Raw genomic sequence first — 23,412 nt, 5'->3', positions numbered from 1 at the left:
GGCGTCTTCGTTCGAGGGAGTGCGCATGGCCGTCTGGCGCGCCTACCTCGTGGCGGGGATGCTCACCGTCAGCACCTATGTCCTGGTGCCCCGCGGGTTGGTCAGCGATGCCGTCTTCCTCGTGGTCGGCCTGTCCGCCGTGGTGGCGATCTGCTGGGGCGTCCGCCAGAACGGACCCGCCACGCGGGCCCCCTGGCACTTGTTCGTCGCAGGTCTTCTGTCGTGGGTCGTGGCCGACACGATCTACAGCTGGAACGAGGACGTGCGCGGCGTCGTGCCGTTCCCCTCGATCTCCGACGTCGCCTATCTGGGCGCCTATCCCGTCCTCGCCGCCGGCATCTTCGTGCTCATCCGGCGACGGGGCGCCAGGCTCGACGTCCCGGGCGCCCTCGACAGCGCCATCGTCGTCGCCGGCCTCGGCCTGATCTCGTGGGCCTGGATCGCCGGCCCCATCGTCGCGGCCTCCGACGTGCCCGTCCTCGAGCGGGCGGTCGCGGTGGCCTACCCGATCAGCGACATCCTGCTGCTCACGATGCTGGCTCGGCTCGTCGCTGCATCGCCCGCCTCGTCCGCGGCCTTTCGCCTGCTCGTCGGCGCGGTGTCCGTCCAGATCATCGCCGACACGGCCTGGGCCGCGGCCCCGTCGACGTCGTGGGACTACTCGACGGCGCTCGACCTTCTCTGGCTGGCGTCCTACGTGCTGTGGGGGGCGTCGGCTCTGCACCCCCAGATGGGGAGCCTCGCAGAGCCCGCGGCAGCGGGTCCGGTGGGCTTCACGCGCCGACGCATGGCCGCTCTCAGCAGCGCGGCCTTGCTGCCGCCGGCCACCTTCCTCGTCGCCATGGCCACCGGTCGAACCATCGACGCGCCCGTCGTCGTGGTCGGGGCCATCATCCTGACCTCCCTGGTCCTGGCCCGCATGGCCTACGCCATCAGAGAGGTGAGACTGACTGCACGCCAGCGTGACGACCTGCAGGACGAGCTGTTCCACCAGGCGGCCCACGACCCGCTCACCGGCATGTTCAGCCGGGCCTACATGCTGCGCCTCATCGATGGCGCGTTGTCGCGCGGCAGGTGCGCAGAGCGGTCGACGGGCCTCGTGCTGGTCGACCTCGACCGCTTCACCACGATCAACGACGAGTGGGGACCGGCAACCGGCGACGAGGTGCTGCGCGAGACGGCCCGCCGTATCCGCACTGCCGCGGGCGCCCACCACCCCGTGGCGCGTCTCGGCGACGACCAGTTCGTGGTGCTCGTCGAGACGATCGACGCCGTCGACGAGACGCCCGTCGTCGCGCACGAGATCCTCGGAGCACTGGCCGCGCCCCACGTCGTCAGCGGGAGCACCATCACCACCGCCTGCAGCATCGGCCTGTCGGTCAGCCTCGACATCGGCACCGACGCCGACGGCCTCCTGCACCAGGCCATGATCGCGAGCCACCGCGCCAAGGCGTCCGGCGCGGGGGCCATCGAAGTGTTCGACCACCACATGCGCCGTGAGATCGCCCAACGCGCCGAGGTCGAGGCCGGGCTCCGTGTCGCGATGGACGAAGGCGACCTCGAGCTGCACTACCAATCCGTGATCAGCGTCCGGACCGGCGACATCATCGGCTACGAGGCCTTGGTCCGATGGCGCCGACCCGAGGGCCTCGTCATGCCTGCGGCGTTCATCCCGATCGCCGAGCGGTCCGATCTGATCTGCGAGATCGGCCGATGGGTCCTGCACGAGGCCACCCGCCAGCTCGAGAGCTGGACCACTGCAGATCCTGATGCATTCGGTCACGCCACCGTCGCGGTCAACATCTCAGGTCGCCACCTCGCCGACCACACGATCGTCGACGATGTCGCGCACGTTCTCGACAGGTCCGGCCTCGATGCCTCCCGACTGGTCGTCGAGGTGACGGAGACAGTGATGGTCGATGTCCCTCACGCAGCGGTCCAGCTCGGCGCGCTGCGCGACCTCGGCGTCAGCGTCAGCCTCGATGACTTCGGCACAGGCTTCACCTCGATCGGGCAGCTGCGCGAGCTGCCCATCGACACGCTCAAGATCGACAAGAGCTTCCTCGCATCGACCGATCCCGGCTGGTCGGAGCTTGTCGCCCTGATCACCGCCGCAGCCCACGCCTGCGGCACGCAGGTCGTGGCCGAGGGCGTCGAGCGCCAGGATCAGCACGACGTGCTGGCCGGCCTCGGCTGCGACCTCGCCCAGGGCTATCTCTTCGCGCCGCCGCTCCCGGCAGGTGAGGTTCTCCGGCAAGCGCCGGACCGGATCGGTGACCCCCTCTCGCCCTAGGCTTCGGAAGCGACAGGAGCCGCAGATGTCTCGACAATCCGCCTCGACGACGTGGAACGCCGTGCCCGGCCGTCCGAGCCTGCGGGATGCGGCGCCGTTCGTTGCCGTCGCCGTGCTCGGACTCGGCAGCGTCCTCCTCCCGCCCTACAACCGCAACGGTGGCGAGCCTCTGCTCGTCGTGGCGCTGTTCGTCGTCGCTCTCGGGTTCGTGTGGGTGAGCACCCACCGTGACCACCGCTCCTGGGTCGATCCGGCAGGGCCTCTGGTGTTCCTCGTCGTGCTCGCCCTGGCCCGGGACATCTCCGGTGGGACCACCTCCGGGCTGGCCCCGCTCACGGCACTGCCCATCATGTGGGTGGCCATCACCGGCACACGACGCGACCTCGCGGCAGTGGGCGCCCTCACCGCCACGATCTTCCTGCTGCCCATCCTGCTCGTGGGGGCGCCCGACTATCCCGTCAGCGACTGGCGGCGGGCTCTGCTGTGGACGGCTTTCGCGGCCTTCGTCGCTCCTGTCGTGCAGCGCATGGTCCGTCAGCTGGCGGCCGAGACGATGAAGGAGAAAGCGGCGTCGGCCGAGCTGGAAGGCATCATGCGGGGGGCCCGCTTGAGCAGCATGATCTCCACCGATGCAGCCGGCATCATCCGGTCCTTCAGCAGCGGCGCCGAGGCTCTCCTGGGCTACGGCGCCGATGACCTCGTCGGGGTCGAGACACCCCAGGTCTTCCACGACGCCGCAGAGATCGTCACGGTGGCCGACGAGCTCGGGGTCGAGCCGGGATTCTCGGTGTTCTCCGAGCTGGCTCGTCGCCACGCGCCGAGCCGCATCTGGACCTACGTGCGAGGAGACGGCCGACGCATCTTCGTCCGGCTCGTCGTGACCGAGCTGCTGACGGCCGACGGGCTGGTGACCGGCTACCTGGGCGTCGCGATCGACGCGACGGAGAACGTCGAGTCCCAACGCGCCTTGGCCTTGGCGGAGGCGCGCTGGCGTGTGCTGATGGACCATCTGCCCGAGCTGACGGTCGTCATGCTCGACGAGGACCTCACGATCTCTGTGGTCGCCGGTGCCGGAGCGATGCGACAAGGGCTCGAAGGGGCCGTCGGCAAGCACCTGTCGGCCGTCTCCAACCCCCACAACTTCGAGATCCTGTCGGGCCTCGTGCTCGATGCGATCGACGGCAAGGACGGCGTCGCCGAGCTGCCGTCGTCCCGGACCGGCGACGAGCACGAGGTCTTCGTCACCCCTCTTCCTTCCGAGGGCGGGCGCGGCCGCGCGCTCATCCTCGCCCGCGACGTGAGCCGCGACCGCGAGCGGGAGCGGGTGATCGTCGAGGCCAAGGAGCGAGCCGAGCGACTCTTCACCGATGCACCCCACGGCATCGCTGTGCTGGCCCCGAGCGGCACCTTCCTGCAGGCCAACGCCGCGCTGCTCGCGATGACCGGCCACGACGAGACTCGGCTCCTCGGCTCGAACGTGCTCGACCTCGCGGTCCCGGTCGATGATCGGCTCCAGCGACACCTGTCCGACGCCCGCTCGCGACCGGGTCAGCGCGTCGAGTCGGAGTGCGAGATCCACGGACCCCACGGCAGCCTGCTCCACGTGTCCGTCAGCAGTCGCGTCCTCACGACCGGTGGAGAAGACATCGTCATCACCAACGTCGTCGACATCTCCGAGCGCTACCGCTACGAGCGGCGTCTCGCCCATCTGGCCGATCACGACGCCCTCACCGGCCTGGTCAACCGGCGCCGTTTCGGCGACGAGCTGCAGCGTCACCTCGACCACTGCTCCCGCTACGGCGCCGAAGGGGCCGTCCTCCTGCTCGACCTCGACCACTTCAAGGAGGTCAACGACACCTTGGGCCACAACGCAGGTGACGAGCTGATCGTGTCGACTGCCGCATTGCTGCTCAGCGGCGTGCGGGGATCCGACGTGGTGGCTCGTCTGGGTGGGGACGAGTTCGCCATCCTGCTGACGAAGTCGAACCAGGCCGACGCCTCGGCCGTCGCTCGATCCATCGTGAAACGAGTTCGCGAGCACACCCGGACGCTCGACGGGACGCGCCGACGAGTCACAGCCAGCGTGGGAGTCGCGACGGTCCTGGCGGCCCGCGACCACGGCGGAGACATCCTCGCGCTGGCCGACCTGATGATGTACGACGCGAAGGACGCCGGGCGTGACGGCTTCGCTGTGCTCGAGGAGAGTGGCGGCCGCAAGCCGCGCACCGGCGCACGGCTGGAGTGGAAGGGTCGCATCGAGCGAGCCCTGGAGAATGATGACCTCACCCTGCACCTGCAGCCGATCATGGACCTCCAGACCGACACCGTGCGGACGGCCGAGGTCCTGCTTCGTCTGGCCGACTCCGAGGAGCTCGTCATGCCGTCGCGCTTCCTCTACGTCGCCGAGCGCACAGGACTCATGCCACAGCTCGATGCCCTCGTCGTCCGGCGCAGCGTCGAGCTGCTGAGCCGGCTCCAGGAACGTTCGCCCGGCTTCTCCCTCGAGGTGAACCTCTCGGGTCATTCGATCGGCGACACGCTGATCGAGCACGCCATCACGACGGCCCTGCACGATCACGCGGTCGATCCCCAGACGCTGATCCTCGAGATCACCGAGACTGCGGCCGTGGCCGACATCGAGGCGGCGCGCGCGTTCGCCGAGCGGATGACCGAGCTGGGCTGCAAGTTCGCCCTCGACGACTTCGGTGCCGGTTTCGGTTCGTTCTTCTACCTCAAGCACCTGCTGTTCGACTACGTCAAGATCGACGGCGAGTTCATCACCAGCTGCCATCGCTCGGACGTCGACCGCAGCATCCTGCGGTCGGTCGTGGGGATCGCCCACGACCTCGGCAAGAAGACGGATGCGGAGTTCGTCTCCGAGCCCGCCGTCCTCGACGTCATCCGCGCCGAAGGCGTCGATCTGGCGCAGGGCTACCTCGTCGGAGAGCCCATGCCGTTCGACAACTTCGTGGAGCGCTTCCTCCGTTGAGCACTGCAGCGGTGCCCGGGTCGCCGATCGGCGGCCCGGGCACCGCGGGAATCACGAGCCCAGGAGCCCGTTCATCTCGGAGATCTCCGCAGTTTGGGCCGTCTCGATGGCCTTCGCCAGCGCCACCGCCTCGGCGTTCTTGCCGTCCGCCTGCTCCGCCTTCGCCATCGCGACCGCGCCCTCGTGGTGCTCGACCATCATGGTCAGGAACAGGTCGTCGAACTGCGAGCCGCTCGAGGCCTCGAGGCCGGACATCTGGGCGTCGGTCATCATGCCCTGCATCGAGCCCCCGCTGGAGTGATCCATCCCGGCCATGTCGCCCATGCCGGCGTCATCGGCCGGGACGTCCTTGCCCCAGTCCTTCAACCAGCCCGACATCGTCTCGATCTCGGGATCCTGCGCCGCCTGGATCCGCTTCGCCAGCTCGAGGACGTCGGCGTTCTTCGTGCGGGACGCGGCCATCTCGGCCATCTCGGTGGCCTGCCGGTGGTGCGGGATCATCTCCTGGGCGAACGTGACGTCCGCGTCGTTGAAGTCGCCGCTGCCGGCGCTGTCGTCACTGCTCGAGCACGCGGCGAGGCTCGCCGCGGCCAGGGCGACAAGGGTCGCCACCATGATCTTGATACGCATTGCTCTCCTGTGGTGTGTGTGCTGACATCGATCGGATCGAGGCGCGTCGGCTCGACGCGCCGACCTGTCAGCAGCGCAGGACCGTCGTGCGTTGCAACGGCGAGAGGGACTGATGGGCCACCCGGACGAGACCGAGACGGATCGCCGTCGGAGGGGGCAGCTGCCACAGGACCCGGCGCAGGACCCGCTCCCGCAGCAGCAGGAGCGTTGCGAAGCCGACCAGGAGGGCCAGGCAGATGGCCACGAGACCCTCGCACCCCTCGAGGAGGCCACCGCCGTGCTCACCGTGGCCACCGAGGCCGGCATCACCGCCCGTGTGGCCGACATCCGTGGCGACCGTCATGGTGCTGCCGCCCATGGCAGCCGCGTGCGAGTGGTCTGCACCAGCGGTCGGCATCGAGGCAGCGGGACGCAGCACCAGGCTGTGCATCGCCACTACTCCCACGACGAGCAGCGCGCTCAGGCCGACCAGCAGCCAGGTGCGACGCCTCACGAGGGCACCTCGTCGTCGAAGGCGCCGCGCATCCGCAGGTCACGTCGGGGATCGGCCACCGAGCAGCACGCCGTCAGGCGGACACGACCCGTCAGGGCGCCGACGACCAGGACGGTCATCACCAGCCCGAGGAGCGTCACGACGACATAGGTCATGCGTCGAGGATACGTCGCCGGCGCCTGTTCGGCAGAGCAGATCGTCAATCCTCAGGCAGGCTTCAGTCTGCGATTGCAGCCGATCCGGCAGTGCGCCGACCGATCTCCTGGGCGATGCTGCGGACGGTGCGGCCCACGCCGATCAGCGTCGCCGACGCGGGCCCGGTCCAGTCCCCGTAGCCGACCAGGTGCACGCCCGGGGCCTCGACGGCCTCGGTGCCGATGACCTGCGGGTGCCCGGCGTGACGAGGCAGTCCCAGCGGAGCCAGGTGGGCCAGGCTCGGTCGGAAGCCGGTGCACCACACGATCGTGTCCGCCCGTCGACGCGTCCCGTCGGCCCAGACCGGTCCGTCGGCGCTCAGGTGCTCGAACGGCCCCACCGAGTGAAGGACTCCCCTCGCCCGGGCCTCCAGCACCGACGGCACCATGACGACGTCCCCGAGGCTCGCCACCCCGCCCGGATCGGCGTCGCCCCTCGCGAGGGCTGCGGCTCGATCGGTCGCGATGCCGAACAGCACGCGCCCGTCGACGTCGTCGGGCAGGAAACGGGGCTCGTGCTGGGTGACCCACGTCGTCTCGGCGACGGTCGAGATCTCCGCGAGCAGCTGGGCGCCGGAGTTGCCGCCGCCGACCACGACGACGCTCTGCCCGGCGAACGGCTCCGGCGTCCGGTAGCCCGTCGTGTGGATCTGCGCACCGGCGAAGTCGGCCGCCCCTGGGCAGGCGGGCCAGAACGGCTGCGTCCACGTGCCGGTCGCCGAGACGACGGAGTCTGCCGTCACGTCCCCCGCACTGGTCTCGAGGCGATAGCGGCGCGGCCCGTCCGACCGATGGACGGCAGTGACGCGCACCGGTCGGACCACGTCGAGCCGGTAGCGCTCCTCGTACCTCGTCAGGTAGTCGACGACGTGGTCGGCCGGCGGGAAACCTTCGCTCCAGCGCGGCATCAGCCACCCGGGCAGCGACGAGAACGCCGACGGCGAGAAGAGGGTGAGGGAGTCCCACGCGTGCTGCCACGCGGCACCGGGCTGTTCATCGCCGTCGAGCACGAGGAAGTCGCGACCGGGCGCGAGCCCGGCCCGCTGCAGGTAGTAGCCCGTGGCCAGGCCCGCCTGACCCGCCCCGACGACCACGATCGCGACGTCGCGACCGTCGAGGTCGGTCACTGCGGGGCGCCCCGGAGAAGGTCTGACGGGACGCCCAGCGAGATCAGCTCGGGTGCAGCCGGTGCGTCGCAGCAGCCACCCCCCTGCGCGGACTCGTCGTCGAACAGTCCTGCCCCGCCGCACACGCCGGTGTCGGGCAGGGTCAGCTCGACCCGCGCGGCGGCCTCGTGGTCGCCGGCGATCGCCGCGGCGACCGAGCGTGTCTGCTCGAAGCCGGTCAGCGCCAGGAACGACGTCGCGCGGCCGTAGGACTTCATGCCGACGAGGTAGAACCCCGTCTCGGGCTGCGCGAGCTCGGCGGCGCCGTGGGGATAGACCGTGCCGCAGGAGTGCTCGTTGGGGTCGATCAGTGGAGCGAGCTGCCGCGGCGCCTGCAGGACCGGGTCGAGGTCGAGACGGATCTCCGACAGCATCTGCAGGTCGGGGCGGAAGCCGGTCAGCACCACGACCTCGTCGACGTCACTGACGATCTGCCCGTCGAACGAGGTCAGGGTCAAGCGGTCGTCATCGGCTCGATCGACGCGCGCGGTGCGGAAACCGTGGAGCGTCGCGACCGGGCCTGACTCGACGGCGGCCTGGGCCCGCTGGCCGAGCGCCCCCCGCTCGGGCAGCTCGTCCTGACCGCTGCCGGCGAACGCCTCGCCGACGCTCGCTCGCCGCACGAGCCACGTGACGCGGGTGCCCGCCTCTTCCTTCGCCAGCGCCGTGAGGCCGATCAACGCACTCTTGGCCGAGGCACCGGTGCCTGCGACCACGACGTGCCGCCCGGCGTACCGCTGACGGGTCGAGGCATCGCGCAGGTCGGGGATGTGGTGGCTGATCCGGTCGGCGGCATCGACCTCGCCGATCGCCGCGACGCCGTCGCCACCCAGCGGGTTCGGCCCACCCCAGGTGCCGGACGCGTCGATCACCGCGCGTGCCACGACGTGCTCGTCTCCCGCAGGCGTGCGGACGTGCACCGTGAACGGCGCCTCGTCGCGACCAGAGCTGACGAGGCGGTCGCGCGACTGCCTCGTCACCGCCGTCACGGTCGTCCCGCGGCGGACCACGTCACCCAAGGCGTCGGCCAGCGGCTGCAGATAGCGGCTCACCCACTCGGCACCGGTCGGAAAGCTCGAGGGGTCGGGCGCGGTCCAGCCGGCACCGGACAGCAGCTGCTCCGCCACCGGGTCGACCAGCTCGGACCACGGCGAGAACAGCCGCACGTGCCCCCACTCGCTCACGGCAGAGCCAGGGCCGGGGCCCGACTCCAGCACGACGACCGGGACGTGTCGACTCTGCAGGTGGGCTGCGGCAGCCAGACCGGAGGGCCCGGCTCCGATGACGACGACAGGCAGGTCGGTGGACGGCTCAGACATGTGCGGATCTCCTCGTGACGCGAATGCATCCATGTTCTTCGATGAAGTCGACGATACCTGTCCATCGAAAAATGTCAATGAAAGGGGTAGAGTTGATCCATGGCCTCCACGCTGCCCGTCATCGAGACGACGACCTGCTGCTCGCCCGTCACCGGCGGAGCGATGAGCGCCGACGACGCCATCTCCCTGGCCTCGAAGTTCAAGGCGATCGGCGACCCGACCCGGCTCCGCCTGCTGTCGCTGGTCGCCGCACGCGAGGACGGCGAGGCGTGCGTCTGCGACCTCAACGAGCCGCTCGACCTCTCGCAGCCCACCGTCTCGCACCACCTCAAGATCCTCGTCGACGCGGGGCTCCTCACGCGCACCAAGCGCGGCACGTGGTCCTACTACTCGCTCGTCCCGGGGGCGCTCCCGGCACTCGCCGACACCCTGCGCGACTGACGCAGACGCGCAGCGTCAGGCAGACGGCAGCTCCAGCGAGTCGATGAGGGCCTCGATGCGGGTCCTGATCTCGTCGCGAATAGGGCGGACGGCCTCGATGCCCTGGCCGGCCGGGTCCTCGAGCACCCAGTCCTCGTAGCGCTTGCCCGGGAAGTACGGGCACTCGTCGCCGCATCCCATCGTGATGACGACGTCGGAGGCCACGACGGCTGCCTCAGTGAGCTTCTTGGGCTGTTCGCCGGCGATGTCGATGCCGACCTCGGCCATCGCCTCGACAGCGGTCGGGTTGATCTGGTCTCCGGGCATCGAGCCGGCCGACAGCACGTCGACGCGGTCGCCGGCCAGGGCCGTGAGGAACCCGGCGGCCATCTGGGACCGACCGGCGTTGTGCACGCAGACGAACAGCACGGAGGGGCGATCAGGCATGAGACTCTCCTGGGTGATGGTGAGGCGTCGTCGCCTCGGTGGGATACAGCACGAGCACGAGCACGACGCCGATCGCCGCGCCGACAGCCTGGGCGACGACGAACGCCGGCACTGATGTCGGCGCGATGCCGGCGAAGGTGTCGCTGAACATGCGGCCGACCGACACGGCCGGGTTGGCGAACGACGTGGAGCTGGTGAACCAGTAGGCCGCGCCGATGTAGGCGCCGACGGCAGGGGCAGCGAGCGCCGCGCGACCGGTGCGGACGAGCGAGAAGATCAGCAGCACGAGCCCCGCCGTCGCCACGACCTCGCCCAGCAGATGACCCCAGCTGGCCCGCTCGTTGCCGGAGAACGTCGTGCCGATGTCGAACATCGCGTTGGCCAGCAGGCATCCGGCCACCGCCCCGACCGTCTGGGCCGCGACGTAGGGCCACACGTGAGCGGCCGAGAAGCCCGCCGGGTCACGGCGCGAGAGCCACCAGTCCGTGATCGTCACGACCGGGTTGAAGTGCGCGCCCGAGACGGGCCCCAGCACGAGGATCAGGACGGCCAGGCCGAGCACCGTCGCGGTGCTGTTCTCGAGCAGCTGGATGCCGACGTCGTCCGGCGAGAGCTGCGCGGCCGCGATCCCGGACCCGACCACCACCGTCACCAGCAGCGCCGTGCCGAGCAGCTCGGCGAGCAGCCGGCGGGCCAGTGGCGGCACAGGGGCCGGGGGTGCGGGGTCGTGGGTGGTCACGGACCCATCTTGACTCGACAGCGTTCACTCAGTCAAACTCGACTCAATGAACATTGAGCGACCTTCGCTGGCTCGTCGGGCGGCGCACCACGCGGCGCTGGCCGACGTGGCGCGCCTCGCCGTCGTCGACGCGCTGGCCGCCGGCGACCTCTCGCCCAGCGAGATCCAGGTCAGGCTCGGCCTGCCGTCCAACCTGGTCGCCCACCACCTGAAGGTCCTGCAGGACGTCGGCATCGTCGCCCGGCGCAGGTCGGAGGGCGATCGTCGGCGGACCTACCTGACCCTCACGGACCACTCGGCACTTGGCCCCTATCCTGTCGAGCCGACCCCGGTCGACCGGGTGGTGTTCGTCTGCTCCGCGAACTCCGCGCGGTCACAGCTCGCGGCAGCACTGTGGGCCGCCAACAGCGACGTGCCCGTCGCGTCGGCAGGCACCCGGCCCGCCGAGCAGGTCGCCGCGGGGGCGAGGGCCGCCGCCGACCGGCACGGACTGACCCTCGCGGCGGCCGGACCGCAACGGCTCGCCGACGTCGCCGCGGACGGCGACCTCCTCGTCGCCGTGTGCGACAACGCCTACGAAGAGCTCGGGTCGGCCGTGGCCATCCACTGGTCGATCGCCGACCCGGTGCCGCAGGGCGACGAAGCGGCGTTCGACCTTGCCCACGCCGAGCTCGACCGGCGCATCGGCGTCCTGGCTCCCCGGCTCGCCGCCTCCTGAGCCACTCGCCACCCGCGATTGAGACCCCCGGTCGGGGGTACTCCCCCGTAGCCCTGTCGTGCAACCGGCCGGAGCCCTGCGAGTCACCGAGGATCATCCATGCACGAGCACTCCACCGATGCGACGGCACTAGCGTGCTGACCCCCAAGGGCCGCGGCTCGCTCAGCGAGGTCGTGTTCGAGGCGATGCGCGGCGCGGCACCGTCGTGGCGCCGGGCCCTCCACACGCTGCCCGACACCGACGAGGACCTGCAGATCACCCTGTGGGCCCTCTACGAGATGCACTACCGCGGCTTCGAGGACGTCGACGAGGCGCTCGAGTGGCAGCCGGAGCTCATCGAGCTGCGCCGCTCGCTCGAGACGACCTTCGAGCAGGACCTGCGCGAGCGCATCCCCCACGCGTCACCCGACGGCGAGTTCGCCGAGGCCTTCTTCGGCTTCGTCGCCGACCACGACGGCCCCTCGCTGGCCACGTTCGTGCACCGCGAGGCCGATCACGAGCAGACGCTCGAGCTGCTGCGCATGCGATCGATCTACCACCTCAAGGAGTCCGACCCCAGCGCCTGGCTCGTGCCGCGACTGCCCGATGCGACGAAGGCGGCGCTGATGGAGCTGCAGTTCGACGAGTACGGCTGCGGCGACGTGAACCGTCTGCACGCGCGGATGTTCGCCCGGGGCATGGACGACTGCGGGCTGCGTCCGGAGTACGGCGCCTACATCGACGACGTGCCGCTGGAGGTGCTGGAGGAGAACAACGCGATGTCGCTGTTCGGGCTCAACCGCCGCCTGCGCGGCGCCGCCCTCGGCCACCTCGCCGCGTTCGAGGTCACCAGCAGCCTGCCGTCACGACGCATGGCGCAGGGCCTCGGCCGACTCGGCCTGGCTCCGTCGATGATCGACTACTACGCCGAGCACGTCGAGGCCGATGCCGTGCACGAGCAGCTGGCCGTCCGGACCATCTGCGGATCCCTCCTGGCCGAGGAGCCGGCGCAGCGCGACGAGATCTTCTTCGGCGCCGCGACCTGCCTCGACCTCGAGGACCGCTTCGCCCGCCGGATGCTCCAGACGTGGGCCGCATGACGTCCCCCGACGAGGCTGGGCGGCAGGAGCGACCCGAGCAGCCCGACGTCATCCTCTGCGCCGACGGCCCGATGCTCGTCCGCGGCGATCACGTCGTGCAGGACGCCGACGGCGGCCTGCACCGCACGACCCGCCCGATCAGCGCGATCTGCCGGTGCGGCAAGTCCGGCGTGCCGCCGTGGTGCGACGCCACGCACAAGGTGATCCCGCGCCGCTCGGCCTGATCCTCGACGCGGCTAGCGCTGCAGGCGGGCGAGCACGCCCCGCTCGAACTGCCTGGTCTCGACCACCCGCATGTCCGACCCGAGCCCGCTCTCGAGGTACGCCCCCAGCGCCTCGACCTGCTCCGGAGTGCCCAGCTGGAGGACGGCCGCGCCGCTCGCTGCGAGGTGCCCGTCGATCACGGCGCACGCGATCCGTGCGAGGTCGAGTCCGTCATCACCCCCGTCGATCGCGATGGACGGGTCCTCCGGAAACGCGTCGATGCCCGACGAGGGCACCCAGGGCGGATCGGCGATGATCAGGCCGAAGACCTCGCCGGGCGCCACCACCTCGTCGATGCGGCCCTCTCTCACCTCGACCCGCGCGCCGAGACCGGCAGCCTCGACGTTGTGACGGGCCAGGTCACAGGCGGCCGGGTTGAGGTCGACCATCACGAGCGCACGCTCAGTGGCGGCGACCGCCGCCAGACCGATGTGCCCGGCACCGGCGAAGAGCTCGAGCACGGGCCCGGGTGGCGCGCCGTCCAGGAGATCGACCGCCCAGCGTGACTGTGCGATCGTCCACGCCCGGGGCACCAGGACGCGGTCGTCGAAGGCGATCTGGAGACCACCGAACTCGACGACCGACGCCGGTGACGACTGGCGATCCATGGTGCGCCTCTCTCGGACGGGGCAGACGACCCGGCTCCCCTTCGATCTACCCGCCGCGCGGGACGGGAAACCGACCACCCCCGACTGATCAACGCATAGCCACAAGGCAATTACCTATAGGTCTTAGTTTTGGGGTACGGTGGCGCCATGGACGTTCCCGACATTTCGACAGTGCGCAGCGCCTTCGTCAACAGCTCACGGAGCAAGGCGGCGTCGATGACGCCCCCGGCCTCGTGGCCGCCACCGCACGCGGACGAGCTCGACTTCGTCGGCTGGGTCGACCCGAAGGCACCGCGCCGCGCCTACCTGGCGGTCGCCCCCGTCGACGACGACGTCATCGCGATCGAGCTGCGCCTGCCCAGCAGCCCGCCACCGCGCCGTCAGAGCATGTGCGACCTGTGCCAGACCGCCGAGGCGCCGGCCGGCTCGCTGCTGATGGTCGCCCCACGTGCTGGCGCCCGTGGCAAGAACGGCGACTCGGTGGGGCTCTACGTCTGCGCCGACTTCGCGTGCTCGCTGCGGGCCCGCCGCCCCCTCAAGGCGCACGAGACATCGGTGTCCGGGCTGCCCGACACCCGGGTCGAGGCGCTCGTCGAGCGCGTCGTCGGGTTCGTCGAGCGGGTCAGGGCCTAGCGATGGCGCGAGCAGGACTGACGACGGAGCGGGTGGCCCGCGCGGGCGCGGACCTGGCCGACGAGATCGGCCTCGAGCGCGTGACCCTGTCCGAGGTCGCGCGCCGGTTCGAGGTCAAGGTGCCGAGCCTCTACTCGCACGTGCGCAGCTCGGACGACCTGCGCGCCCAGATCGCGCTGATCGCTCTCCAGGAGATGGCCGACCTGGCGGCGTCAGCCGTTGCGGGCCGCTCCGGCCAGCAGGCGCTCGTCGCGCTCGGCCACGTCTACCGCGACTACGGCCGGGACTTCCCCGGCCGCTACGACGCGACGCAGGTGCGGCTCGACGCCGAGACCGCCGCCGCCAGCGCCGGTCCCCGCCACGCGTCGATGCTGCGAGCGGTCCTGCGCGCCTACGACCTCTCCGAGGACGAGCAGACCCACGCCGCGCGCCTGCTCGGCAGCGTGTTCCACGGCTTCGTCAGCCTCGAGCGCTCGGGCGGGTTCGCCCACAGCACCCCCGCGCCGCAGCAGTCGTGGGAGCACATCCTCGACTCGCTCGACGCGATGCTGCGCAGCTGGTCGGCCCGTCACGACTGACCGGGCCGACCAGCTGCGATCAGGCCTTGTCCTGCATGCTCGAGCGCGCCGGGTTGCCCTGCTGCGCGGCCTTCGGGTCCTTCTCGTCCTGCTTGTCGCGGACGCCGGCCTCGACCTTGGCGCCGAGGTCTGCATCGACGTTGCGCCAGTACTCGAACGCGCGGACCAGGATCGGCTCGCTCACCCCGTTGAGCAGGTGGCCGACGATGTTCTGCACCAGCCGGTCGCGTGCGTCGTCGTCCATGACGTCGCGGACCAAGGTTCCGGCCTGGCTCCAGTCGTCGTCGTCAGGCCGGAGCGTGTACGCCGAACGCACCATCTCGCCGTCGGAGTGCCACCTGCCCCCGTCGTCGGTGCGACTCGGGTCGGCGGCCGGGCCTCCGTAGGAGTTGGGGGCGTAGACCGGGTCGGTCGCGTTCTGCACCCGCATCGCGCCGTCCTTCTGGTAGTTGTGCACGGGCGACCTGGGGGCGTTGACCGGGATCTGCTTGTAGTTCACGCCCAGCCGGGCACGGTGGGCGTCGGCATAGCTGAAGCCGCGCGCGAGCAGCATCTTGTCGGGCGAGAGACCTGTGCCCGGCACGACGTTGTTTGGCTCGAACGCCGCCTGCTCGATCTCGGTGTGGTAGTCGGTGACGTTGCGGTTCAACGTCAGCCTGCCGACCTCCTGGAGGGGGTACTCGGAGTGCGGCCACACCTTCGTCAGGTCGAACGGGTTGATCCGATAGGTCTTCGCGTCCTCGAACGGCATGACCTGCACGTGGAGCGTCCAGCTCGGGTGCTCCCCGGAGTCGATGTGCTCGAACAGGTCGCGCTGGTGGTAGTCGGTGTCGGCAGACGCCATCTGGTCGGCCTCGTCCTGCGTGAAGGTCTCGATGCCCTGGTCCGTCTTGAAGTGGTACTTGACCCAGACCTGCTCGCCGTCGGCATTGATCCAGGAGTACGTGTGGCTGGAGTAGCCGTTCATGTGGCGCCACGTGCGCGGGATGCCCCGGTCGCCCATCAGCCACGTCACCTGGTGGGCGGACTCGGGCACGAGCGTCCAGAAGTCCCACTGCATGTCGTGGTCGCGCAGGTTGTTGTCGAGGCGCCGCTTCTGCGAGCGGATGAAGTGCTGGAACTTCATGGGGTCGCGGATGAAGAAGACCGGCGTGTTGTTGCCGACCATGTCCCAGTTGCCCTCGGTCGTGAAGAACTTCAGCGAGAAGCCGCGGGGGTCGCGCCACGTGTCGGGGCTGCCTCGCTCGCCGGCGACGGTCGAGAACCGGGCGAGCACCTCGGTCGAGGTCCCGGGCTGGAACACGGCGGCTCGGGTGAGCTCGGTGACGTCGTGCGTGACCTCGAACGTGCCGAAGGCGCCGCCACCCTTGGCGTGCGGCTGCCGCTCCGGGATCCGCTCGCGGTTGAAGTTGGCCATCTGCTCGATCAGGTAGTGGTCCTGCAGGAGCAGCGGGCCGTCCGGGCCCACCGAGAGCGAGTACTCGTCGCTCGCGACGGGGATGCCCGCATCGGTCGTGGTCGGTTGCTGGTCGTGGTCGCTCATGCGAGATTCCCTGCCTGTCGGATGCCCGTGGACGTCGTACGCCCGGGCAGTACCCACATGTCCGCCGGCCAAAGCCCGGGGATCAGGTCATCCGCTGACCGTCACTCCTGACCAGGCTGCGAGTTCGACTCCCGCTGCACGACGATCGCCTCGGCGACGGCATAGAGGCGGCGGTTCTCGTGCTGGGAGATCCGCTTGAGGAAGTCGAAGGCGGCGTCGGCGCCGATGTCGAACTTCTGCATCAGGATGCCCTGCGCCTGACCGATCGTGGTCCGCGACTCGAGCGCCGTCTCGAGGCCCTCGACCTTCTCGGCCGCCGCGAAGGCCGCCGTGGCGTGGGCGGCCAGCATCTCGGCGACGGCCGCGTCCTCGGTGGTGAACGCCTGGGCGCGGTCGGCATAGATGTTGAGCGATCCGTAGCCGCGGCCCCGCGAGGCCAGCCGCACGCCGACGGCGCTGCGGATGCCGATCTTGGCGGCCGCGGGCCCCCACTGAGTCCACCGCTCGTCGTGCTCGACGTCGTTGGTCAGGTAGGTCGCCTGCCCGGTGATCGCGTCGAGGCACGGGCCCTCGTCGAACCTGATCTGCAGCTGGTGCGCCTCGTCGACCCGGGGCGAGGTCGCCGCCGGGGTCTCGAAGCGGGAGCGGCTCCGCATGAGCAGGATGCCTGCGTCGTCGGCGTCGAGCACCCGGCGCGCGTAGTGGCTGACCCGCTCGAGCATCGCCGCAGGCGTGCCCTCCTGCTCGAGCTCCAGCGACATCTCGGCGAGCATCCGATGAACGTCCACGATCACTCCCACCTCGTCTCGACCGACCGGGCCTGGTCTGACCTGCAGTTTAGTCGCCTCGCGACGCCTCGTGTTTCACACCAGCCACAGCGGGTACATCGAAGGTGCCCGGCCGAGTCACTCACGCAGTGAATCCCCTCGGCCGGCCAACAACGAAATGGAGATGCCATGTCCTTACTACTCTGGCTCGCAGCGGTCGTCCTCGTGGTGGCCGGGATCGTGACCCTCATCGGGGGAAGCGTCCTGTGGGGAATCATCCTCATCGTCCTCGGCCTCGCCGTCGGACCTGGTGGATGGAGCATCTTCAACCGCGGAGGCGCCCGAGCCTAGGCGCACCGCCCCACCACGCAGGGCCCCGACCACCTCACCGAGGTGGTCGGGGCCCTCGTACGTCCGGGGCAGGATCGGAGAAACCCGGTCAGAGGGCGCGGACGACCGCCGCGATGCCGGCGCGAGACCTCACGTCGAGCGCCGCGAACAGCGCCTTCACGTGCTTCTCCACCGTCTTGTCGGTGATCGACAGGCGCTGGGCGATCTCGCGGTTGCCCAGCCCGTCCGCGACGAGCCGGGCGATCTCGACCTGGCGCGGGGTCAGGGCGACGGACGACCGGCCTGCGACCGTGAACGACGTCCGCGCCCCGATGCCGACGCGCGTCTCGGCGCCGAGCGTCGCGAGCACCGCAGCGACGTGCGACTCGACCGTCTTCTCGGCGAGGAACATCCGCTCGGCGATCTCCTTGTTGCGCATGCCCGCTGCGGCCAGGCGCGCCACGACCCGGGTCTGCGCGGGCAGCGCGTCCCAGCCCAGCCCCGCGAACAGCCGGAGCGTCGACTCCTCGCTGCCGGGCTCCCGGCCCGCCCACACCCGGACGGCGGCGAGGCCCTCCCCCGCGACGAGCCGCGTCAGCTCCTCGACGTCCGCCGGGCTGGTGGGCAGCGCGGCCAGGTCGGCGAAGGCGCGCTCGCGGGTGAGATACATCTGCGCGTGCGGCCCCGCGTCCGGCGCGCCGGCGTCCTCGAAGGCGGCCAGTCGAGCCTGTGACCGCTCGACCGCGGCGCCGCAGAACGATCCAGGCTCGACCCCGTACGACTCCGACCGCCGCAGGTGCCGTCGGGCGTCGTCGACCCGGCCGAGCAGCAGGCACGACTCGACCGCGAGGTCGCCCGCGTGGCAACGGCTCACGACCGGCAGCAGCCGCAGGTCGTCGCCGACGGCCTCCAGGGTCTCGATCGCCAGGTCCGGCCGCGGGATCGTCGAGAGGGCGAGCCCCGTCAGCGCCAGGGTCATCCCCGAGAGCTGGTCAGCAGGTCGCGGGATGAGCTCGCGCACCCGCTCGGCGCCCGACAGGACGTTGTCCGCATCGCCCCTGACCCCTGCGACGAGCGCGGTGTGGCAGGCGATCACGGCCTCCCCGATCGGCCAGTCACCCACCTCGTCCACCAGCCACGACAGCTCCGCCTCGGCCTCGTCGACCAGCCCGAGGAACGCCAGCACCCGGATCCGCGTGATGCGCACCCAGGGGACGAAGGGATCGCCCGCACCGGTCCCCGACAGCACCCGCTGGCTGATCGACACGGCACGCTCGAGCAGGCCTGCCGAGTAGGCCGTCTCCGTCATCAGATATCCGACCAGCCCCGACACCGGCGACCGCGGGTCGACCAGCGTCTCGTCCACGGGCACGACCACACACCCCTCGCACTCGACCTGCACGAGTGACCGCAGGGCCGACCTCAGAGCCGATCGGTCCGCCGACTGCTCCGGCCCGGCCTCGGCGACCTGGCGCACACAGGCTTCGTAGTCGGCGGCCGCGAACGACCACAGCGCCCCGGCGAGCACGTCGTCCGCTGCTCCACGCGCCAGCGCCTCACGAGACGGCTCCACCAGACCGCGAAAGGCCATGGCCACGGACTCGACGACCCCCTCGCGCACGCCGAGAACGTAGCACCGATCACGCGCGCCGGCCCGCCATTCCAGCAGTCTGCGACTCTGGAGCATGGACACCGACGATCTCCGGGCCCAGTTCTCCGAAGCGGCCCGAGCGATGAGCAGCGCCGACGGTGTCGGGGCGCCCCTTCACTCGGCGGTCGCGAGCGCCATCACGATCGTGCCCCATGACCTCTCGGCGCGCTCAACGTCTACTCCGCCGAACCGTCCGCGTTCGACGACACCGACCGGTCGCTGAGGCTGGGTCTGGCTGCGCACGTCGCCGTGGCCCTCGCGTCGGCCCAGCACTACGCCTCGCTCGAGGGCGCCCTCGCATCGCGTGCCCTGATCGGTCAGGCCGAGGGGATGCTGATGCAGCGCTACGGCCTCGACGGGCGCCAGGCCTTCAGCGTGCTCGTGCGCATGTCGCAGCACGGCACGCAGAAGCTGAGGGACGTGGCGGCCGACCTGGTCAAGGACGGGATCCCGCCCGGTCCGTCCGCCTGACCACACCCTCTCGTCAGACCCGTCTCGTCAGACCAGTCTCGTCACACCCGGAGGTCGGCACCGCGGAGGACCGCCTCGAGGGAGGCAGCGAGGATGTCGAGGCCGGTGTGCAGCTCGTCCTCGCTGATCGTCAGCGGCGGGGCGATCCGGAAGATGCCGCCCATCCCGGGCAGCTGGACGATGTTCATGTGCAGACCGCGATCGAGGCACGCCGCCGTCACGGCCTGGCCCAGGGCGTCGGCCGGAGCCTTGCTGGCCTTGTCGGTCACCAGCTCGATGCCGCGCAGCAGCCCGCGTCCGCGCACGTCGCCCACGACGTCGAACGAGTCCCGGAGGCCAAGCAGCCGCTCCTCGAGCTGATGGCCGAGCCGCTCGGCTCGATCCACCAGCTGTTCGCGCTCGATGACGTCGAGCACCGTGAGGGCCACGGTCGCGGCGAGCGGGTCGGACACGTGGGTCGTGAAGAACAGGAAGCCGCGGTCGTGGCACTCCTGCTCGATCTCGGCGCTCGTCATGACCGCCGCCACCGGCAGTCCCGCTCCCAGCGTCTTCGAGAGCGTCAGCAGGTCAGGGACGACCCCCTCGCGCTCGAAGGCGTACATCAGGCCGGTCCGTCCCAGGCCCGTCTGCGCCTCGTCGAGGATCAGCAGCATGCCCCGCTCGGTGCACATCTCCTGCAGACGCGTCAGGTAGCCGGGCGGCGGCTCGATGATGCCGCCGGACGACAGGATCGGCTCGACCAGGCAGGCCGCCAGGCTGCCGCTCGACTGCTGGTCGACGAGGCCGAAGCCGTAGCGCAGCTCGGACTCCCAGTCGTAGGAGCCGTCAGCGTGCCGGAACGGCGACCGGTACGCGTTGGGGGTCGGCAGGGTGAGGTTGCCCGGCACCGGGGGGCCGTAGCCCTTGCGGCCCGCGGAGAACGTCGCCGAGGCCGCACCCGACGTCATGCCGTGCCACGAGCGGTCGAACGAGACGATCTCGTAGCGCCCGGTGCAGAGCTTGGCCATCTTGATCGCGGCCTCGTTGGCCTCGGCCCCTGTCGTGAGCAGGAGCATCTTGCCCAACGAGTCCGGCAGGGTGCCGGCCAGCCGCTCCGCGAGGTCGAGCACGGGGCGGCTCAGCATGCCGCTGTAGAGGTGGTCGAGCGAGGCCACCGACCGGCTCACCGCGGCGACGACGTCGGGGTGCGAGTGGCCGAGGATCGCGCTCATCTGCCCGGACGTGAAGTCGAGGATCGGCGTGCTTGCGGTGTCATGGACGTACGACCCGGCAGCTCGCTCGATGATGCGGGGCGTGAAGGCCGCGCCGTAGCGCACCAGGTGTCGCTCGACATCGGTCGGGAAGCTCTCGGTGCTCATCACGGTCCTCACCTCGGCGTGCACATCGGTCCCTGTCGACTGTCCTTGGCCCCAACGACTATGTCAATGAATCTGCTGTCGTTGCAGCAGATGTCTCATCCCAGCACTGTTGTGCCATAGTGAGATTGCTCCACGAGCAGGCCACGGCGGCACCCGCCGACACCACGCGAGACGGGACGGGACATGGTCGCGATCCGCGTCACCCAGCAGTCCGACATGCCGATCTATCGCCAGATCGCCGCCCAGCTCACCGCGCTGATCGAGACCGGCGGGCTGGTCGACGGCGAGCGCCTCCCGAGCAGCCGGCTGCTCGCCGACAACCTCCACGTCAACCGCAACACCGTCGCCCACGCCTACGCCACGCTCCGCGACGCCGGGCTCGTCGAGTCGCGCCGGCGCAACGGGATGGTCGTGATCGGCGGCAAGCGGGCGCGCTCCTCCTCGGTCGCCCGTGACCGCGCTCGGGCCGCGCTCGAGTCGGCGGCCCGTGAGTGCAGCGAGCTCGGGCTCTCGGCGACACAGATCCAGGCCCTCGCCGTCAACGCCACGATCCGCGCCGAGCACGACCGCGTGAGCGTCTCGTTCGTGGAGTGCAACGCCGACCGGGCGGCCTACTTCGCCGAAGAGCTCGAGCAGCACCTCGGCCTCACCGTCACGCCGCTCGTCCTGGGCGAGCTCGATCCGGCGACGGTGCACCCCGACCTCGTCCTCACGACGTTCTTCCACCTCGCCGAGGTGCGCGCGCTCCTGCGGCGACCGCGGACCGACGTCGTCGCGATCGTCGTCGCCCCGCACGTGCAGACGCTGGTGCAGATCGCGCAGGTGCCGTCAGACCGCACGGTCGGCATCTGGTACTCCACGCAGGACCAGGCCCTCAGCATCCGCGACTCGCTCGCGCAGTCCGGCATCACCAACATCCGGGTGCTGCAGGACGCCGCCGACGACGAGCTGACCGACCTCGACCTGGTGGTCATCCCCAGCGAGATGCCCCAGCTGAAGCAGCGGCTCGAGGGACGGGTCCGCGTCATCGAGTTCGGCAACGTGCTCGACGCCGCGTCGATCCGGATGGTCGCCGACGTCGTGCGCGACCTGCAGGCCGCGCGAACCCGCTGACCGCGCTCCGGCGCATGACTTTTGTCATCGCCCGGCCATGAGATGCGCCCGTGAGCCGGTGACTGCGGGCACTACTGCCGGCGGCTGACGCCGACGACGCTGGACCTCATGGAGCACGCACCCGACCCCGTGACGACAGCAGGACCCCCACCTCGTCGGCTCCCGTCACCCGACCGACGACGTCCCCGACCCGCGACCCGCGCGGCCCTCGAGGTGGCGATCATCGTGGCCCTCTACCTCGCCTACCGGTTCGGTCGCCTGATCGGCCTGGGCCGTGAAGACGTCGCACACGGCCACGCCGAGCTCGTCCACCGGACGCAGCAGCTGCTGCACCTGCCGTCAGAGGCCATGATCCAGGACGCCGTCGCCGTGATCCCCGACGTCTACGAGCTGGCCAACCGCTACTACGTCGCCCTGCACTTCCCGGTGATCGTGGCCTTCCTGCTCTGGGGATTCCTCGCCCGCCCCCGTGCGGAGTACGCCTGGGCGCGCACCCTCCTGATCATCCAGACCTCGCTGGCCCTGATCCTGCACATCGCCTTCCCGCTGGCTCCGCCGCGGATGTTCCCCGAGTGGGGGTTCGTCGACACCATGGCGGTGTTCGGCCCCAACGCCTATGGCGGCGCGAGCGCGTCCGTGGCCAACCAGTACGCCGCGATGCCGAGCCTGCACATCGGCTGGGCCGTGCTCATCGCGGTGGTTCTCGTCCGGACGGCTCCGCGGCCGATCGCGGCCCTCGGTGTGCTCCATGCCGCCATCACGGTCGTCATGGTCGTGATCACCGCCAACCACTGGCTGCTGGACGGCATCGTGGCGACTGCGCTGCTCGGCCTGGGGCTCGCGCTCTTCCCGGCCCCGGGCCGGCACAGGATCCACGTGAGCGCACCCGGCAGGCTCGTCACCTGGACCCGTTCATGATCGCGGCGCTGGTCGGCTTCGCCCTCGCGCTGGCCGAGTCCGGTCTGGGCCTCGGTGCCGTCGTGCCCGGCGAGATGGCCATCTCGGCCCTCGCGGCGGTGGCCGACGGGCCCAGAGGCGCCCTCGCCCTCGGTGGCGCGGTCGCCCTCGGCGCGACGGCCGGAGACCACCTCGGCTACGCCATCGGTCGACGCGGCGGCTCACGGATCCGCGGCTCGCGGCTCGTCGCACGCCTGGGAGTCGACCGGTGGGACCGAGCCGCTGACGTCGTCCAACGGTTCGGCTTCTGGGCGATGCTCGCGAGCAGGCTGCTGCCGGTCGTGCGCACCGTCATGCCGGTCGTGGCCGGCTCGGCCGAGCTGCGCTACCGCGCCTTCTTGCCGGCATCGCTGATCGGAGCCGTGGCCTGGTCCACGCTGTGGGTCGGCGCCGGCTCAGGGATCGCGACGAGCGGTGTCCTCGATCATCCGGAGATGATGCTCGCGGCGGCTGCCGTCGGGCTGACCGGGCTGCTCGGCCGCCGACTCGCGCGCCGCCGACGGACCGCCCGCACCGCCGTGCCGGCCATCTCCTCGACGTCTCAGCAGCGCCGATCCGCGGATGACATTTGTCATCGCCGATCGATGAGCTGCGCGTCCCAAGTCGTGACTGCACGCACTACTGGCGAGGGCGCCTGACGGCGAGGCTGGAA

General features: G+C 70.6%; 25 protein-coding genes. 13 read left to right on the top strand and 12 right to left on the bottom strand.

Translation table 11 applies throughout. The features are described 5' to 3' along the window. Positions 1 to 25: 25 nt before the first annotated feature. Complete coding sequence (locus tag HQK15_RS07275) at positions 26 to 2,293, top strand: putative bifunctional diguanylate cyclase/phosphodiesterase (RefSeq protein WP_173490704.1); 2,268 nt, start codon at positions 26 to 28, stop codon at positions 2,291 to 2,293. Positions 2,294 to 2,318: 25 nt separating this feature from the next. Next, entirely contained in the window at positions 2,319 to 5,282 is a 2,964-nt protein-coding gene (locus HQK15_RS07270; RefSeq protein ID WP_173490703.1) for a sensor domain-containing protein, read from the top strand. Positions 5,283 to 5,333: 51 nt separating this feature from the next. Here the strand turns inward: HQK15_RS07270 and HQK15_RS07265 are convergent, their stop codons facing one another. From HQK15_RS07265 to HQK15_RS07245, 5 genes are all read right to left on the bottom strand, one after another. After that, positions 5,334 to 5,912 carry a DUF305 domain-containing protein gene (locus HQK15_RS07265; protein ID WP_173490702.1) on the bottom strand — a complete coding sequence of 193 codons (579 nt, stop codon included), beginning with the start codon at positions 5,910 to 5,912 and terminating at the stop codon, positions 5,334 to 5,336. Positions 5,913 to 5,979: 67 nt separating this feature from the next. Further along, the gene (locus HQK15_RS07260) at positions 5,980 to 6,405 is read right to left on the bottom strand and encodes a DUF6153 family protein (protein WP_173490701.1); all 426 of its coding nucleotides are present in this window, start codon (positions 6,403 to 6,405) and stop codon (positions 5,980 to 5,982) included. After that, entirely contained in the window at positions 6,402 to 6,560 is a 159-nt protein-coding gene (locus HQK15_RS07255; RefSeq protein ID WP_173490700.1) for a hypothetical protein, read from the bottom strand. Before HQK15_RS07255 ends, HQK15_RS07260 begins: the two co-directional genes overlap by 4 nt. A 62-nt stretch (positions 6,561 to 6,622) precedes the next feature. Continuing rightward, the gene (locus HQK15_RS07250; protein WP_367649087.1) at positions 6,623 to 7,726 is read right to left on the bottom strand and encodes an ArsO family NAD(P)H-dependent flavin-containing monooxygenase; all 1,104 of its coding nucleotides are present in this window, start codon (positions 7,724 to 7,726) and stop codon (positions 6,623 to 6,625) included. After that, positions 7,723 to 9,084, bottom strand: coding sequence for an FAD-dependent oxidoreductase (locus HQK15_RS07245; RefSeq protein WP_173490699.1), 1,362 nt, complete (start codon positions 9,082 to 9,084; stop codon positions 7,723 to 7,725). Before HQK15_RS07245 ends, HQK15_RS07250 begins: the two co-directional genes overlap by 4 nt. A 99-nt stretch (positions 9,085 to 9,183) precedes the next feature. Between HQK15_RS07245 and HQK15_RS07240 the strand changes: the two genes are divergently transcribed. Beyond that, a complete protein-coding gene (locus HQK15_RS07240; protein WP_173490698.1) occupies positions 9,184 to 9,525 on the top strand; it encodes an ArsR/SmtB family transcription factor in 342 nt (113 codons plus the stop codon). Between the two features lie 15 nt (positions 9,526 to 9,540). Here the strand turns inward: HQK15_RS07240 and HQK15_RS07235 are convergent, their stop codons facing one another. After that, positions 9,541 to 9,951: an arsenate reductase ArsC gene (locus HQK15_RS07235; RefSeq protein WP_173490697.1), complete on the bottom strand. Its 411-nt coding sequence runs from the start codon at positions 9,949 to 9,951 to the stop codon at positions 9,541 to 9,543. Further along, positions 9,944 to 10,690 (bottom strand): aquaporin, encoded by a 747-nt coding sequence (locus HQK15_RS07230; protein ID WP_367649086.1) that lies wholly within the window; start codon positions 10,688 to 10,690, stop codon positions 9,944 to 9,946. The genes HQK15_RS07235 and HQK15_RS07230 overlap by 8 nt, the downstream gene beginning before the upstream one ends. Before the next feature lie 46 nt (positions 10,691 to 10,736). Between HQK15_RS07230 and HQK15_RS07225 the strand changes: the two genes are divergently transcribed. The 3 genes from HQK15_RS07225 to HQK15_RS07215 all read left to right on the top strand — a co-directional run bounded on the left by HQK15_RS07225 (position 10,737) and on the right by HQK15_RS07215 (position 12,711). Next, positions 10,737 to 11,408: an arsenate reductase/protein-tyrosine-phosphatase family protein gene (locus HQK15_RS07225; RefSeq protein ID WP_173490696.1), complete on the top strand. Its 672-nt coding sequence runs from the start codon at positions 10,737 to 10,739 to the stop codon at positions 11,406 to 11,408. Between the two features lie 134 nt (positions 11,409 to 11,542). Further along, positions 11,543 to 12,487 carry an iron-containing redox enzyme family protein gene (locus HQK15_RS07220; protein WP_367649085.1) on the top strand — a complete coding sequence of 315 codons (945 nt, stop codon included), beginning with the start codon at positions 11,543 to 11,545 and terminating at the stop codon, positions 12,485 to 12,487. Then, positions 12,484 to 12,711, top strand: a complete 228-nt coding sequence (locus HQK15_RS07215; RefSeq protein ID WP_173490695.1) for a CDGSH iron-sulfur domain-containing protein — start codon at positions 12,484 to 12,486, stop codon at positions 12,709 to 12,711. Before HQK15_RS07220 ends, HQK15_RS07215 begins: the two co-directional genes overlap by 4 nt. Positions 12,712 to 12,723: 12 nt before the next feature. Here HQK15_RS07215 and HQK15_RS07210 read toward each other — a convergent pair whose 3' ends face one another. Further along, positions 12,724 to 13,359 carry an RsmD family RNA methyltransferase gene (locus HQK15_RS07210; RefSeq protein ID WP_173490694.1) on the bottom strand — a complete coding sequence of 212 codons (636 nt, stop codon included), beginning with the start codon at positions 13,357 to 13,359 and terminating at the stop codon, positions 12,724 to 12,726. Positions 13,360 to 13,506: 147 nt separating this feature from the next. Between HQK15_RS07210 and HQK15_RS07205 the strand changes: the two genes are divergently transcribed. Beyond that, positions 13,507 to 13,992, top strand: coding sequence for an FBP domain-containing protein (locus HQK15_RS07205; protein WP_173490693.1), 486 nt, complete (start codon positions 13,507 to 13,509; stop codon positions 13,990 to 13,992). Positions 13,993 to 13,994: 2 nt separating this feature from the next. Continuing rightward, positions 13,995 to 14,570 (top strand): TetR/AcrR family transcriptional regulator, encoded by a 576-nt coding sequence (locus HQK15_RS07200; RefSeq protein WP_173490692.1) that lies wholly within the window; start codon positions 13,995 to 13,997, stop codon positions 14,568 to 14,570. 19 nt (positions 14,571 to 14,589) lie between these two features. On the opposite strand, the gene HQK15_RS07195 is transcribed toward HQK15_RS07200, so the two are convergent. Together HQK15_RS07195 and HQK15_RS07190 are read right to left on the bottom strand one after the other, a co-directional pair. Further along, positions 14,590 to 16,113: a catalase gene (locus tag HQK15_RS07195; protein ID WP_173490691.1), complete on the bottom strand. Its 1,524-nt coding sequence runs from the start codon at positions 16,111 to 16,113 to the stop codon at positions 14,590 to 14,592. A 101-nt stretch (positions 16,114 to 16,214) separates the two neighbouring features. Continuing rightward, entirely contained in the window at positions 16,215 to 16,901 is a 687-nt protein-coding gene (locus tag HQK15_RS07190) for a GAF and ANTAR domain-containing protein (RefSeq protein WP_173490690.1), read from the bottom strand. Between the two features lie 168 nt (positions 16,902 to 17,069). Between HQK15_RS07190 and HQK15_RS07185 the strand changes: the two genes are divergently transcribed. Further along, the gene (locus tag HQK15_RS07185; RefSeq protein WP_173490689.1) at positions 17,070 to 17,231 is read left to right on the top strand and encodes a GPGG-motif small membrane protein; all 162 of its coding nucleotides are present in this window, start codon (positions 17,070 to 17,072) and stop codon (positions 17,229 to 17,231) included. 88 nt (positions 17,232 to 17,319) lie between these two features. Here the strand turns inward: HQK15_RS07185 and HQK15_RS19075 are convergent, their stop codons facing one another. Further along, positions 17,320 to 18,831 carry a helix-turn-helix transcriptional regulator gene (locus tag HQK15_RS19075; RefSeq protein WP_173490688.1) on the bottom strand — a complete coding sequence of 504 codons (1,512 nt, stop codon included), beginning with the start codon at positions 18,829 to 18,831 and terminating at the stop codon, positions 17,320 to 17,322. A 279-nt stretch (positions 18,832 to 19,110) separates the two neighbouring features. Here HQK15_RS19075 and HQK15_RS18830 point away from each other — a divergent pair, with 279 nt between their 5' ends. Next, on the top strand, positions 19,111 to 19,332 hold the full coding sequence (locus HQK15_RS18830; RefSeq protein ID WP_173490687.1) for an ANTAR domain-containing protein: 222 nt from the start codon (positions 19,111 to 19,113) through the stop codon (positions 19,330 to 19,332). Between the two features lie 41 nt (positions 19,333 to 19,373). Here HQK15_RS18830 and HQK15_RS07170 read toward each other — a convergent pair whose 3' ends face one another. Then, a complete protein-coding gene (locus HQK15_RS07170; RefSeq protein ID WP_173491120.1) occupies positions 19,374 to 20,690 on the bottom strand; it encodes an aspartate aminotransferase family protein in 1,317 nt (438 codons plus the stop codon). A 183-nt stretch (positions 20,691 to 20,873) separates the two neighbouring features. On the opposite strand from HQK15_RS07170, the gene HQK15_RS07165 reads away from it, so the two are divergent. From HQK15_RS07165 to HQK15_RS07155, 3 genes are all read left to right on the top strand, one after another. Then, entirely contained in the window at positions 20,874 to 21,803 is a 930-nt protein-coding gene (locus HQK15_RS07165; RefSeq protein WP_173490686.1) for a GntR family transcriptional regulator, read from the top strand. Between the two features lie 108 nt (positions 21,804 to 21,911). Then, positions 21,912 to 22,721, top strand: coding sequence for a phosphatase PAP2 family protein (locus HQK15_RS07160; protein ID WP_173490685.1), 810 nt, complete (start codon positions 21,912 to 21,914; stop codon positions 22,719 to 22,721). Next, positions 22,718 to 23,398, top strand: a complete 681-nt coding sequence (locus HQK15_RS07155) for a DedA family protein (RefSeq protein WP_173490684.1) — start codon at positions 22,718 to 22,720, stop codon at positions 23,396 to 23,398. The genes HQK15_RS07160 and HQK15_RS07155 overlap by 4 nt, the downstream gene beginning before the upstream one ends. The last annotated feature ends 14 nt before the right edge of the window (positions 23,399 to 23,412 follow it).

The organism is Aeromicrobium stalagmiti, from assembly GCF_013283745.1.
In the GTDB taxonomy this organism is placed as follows: Bacteria; Actinomycetota; Actinomycetes; order Propionibacteriales; family Nocardioidaceae; genus Aeromicrobium; species Aeromicrobium stalagmiti.
This window is presented reverse-complemented; position numbering and strand designations above follow the sequence as displayed.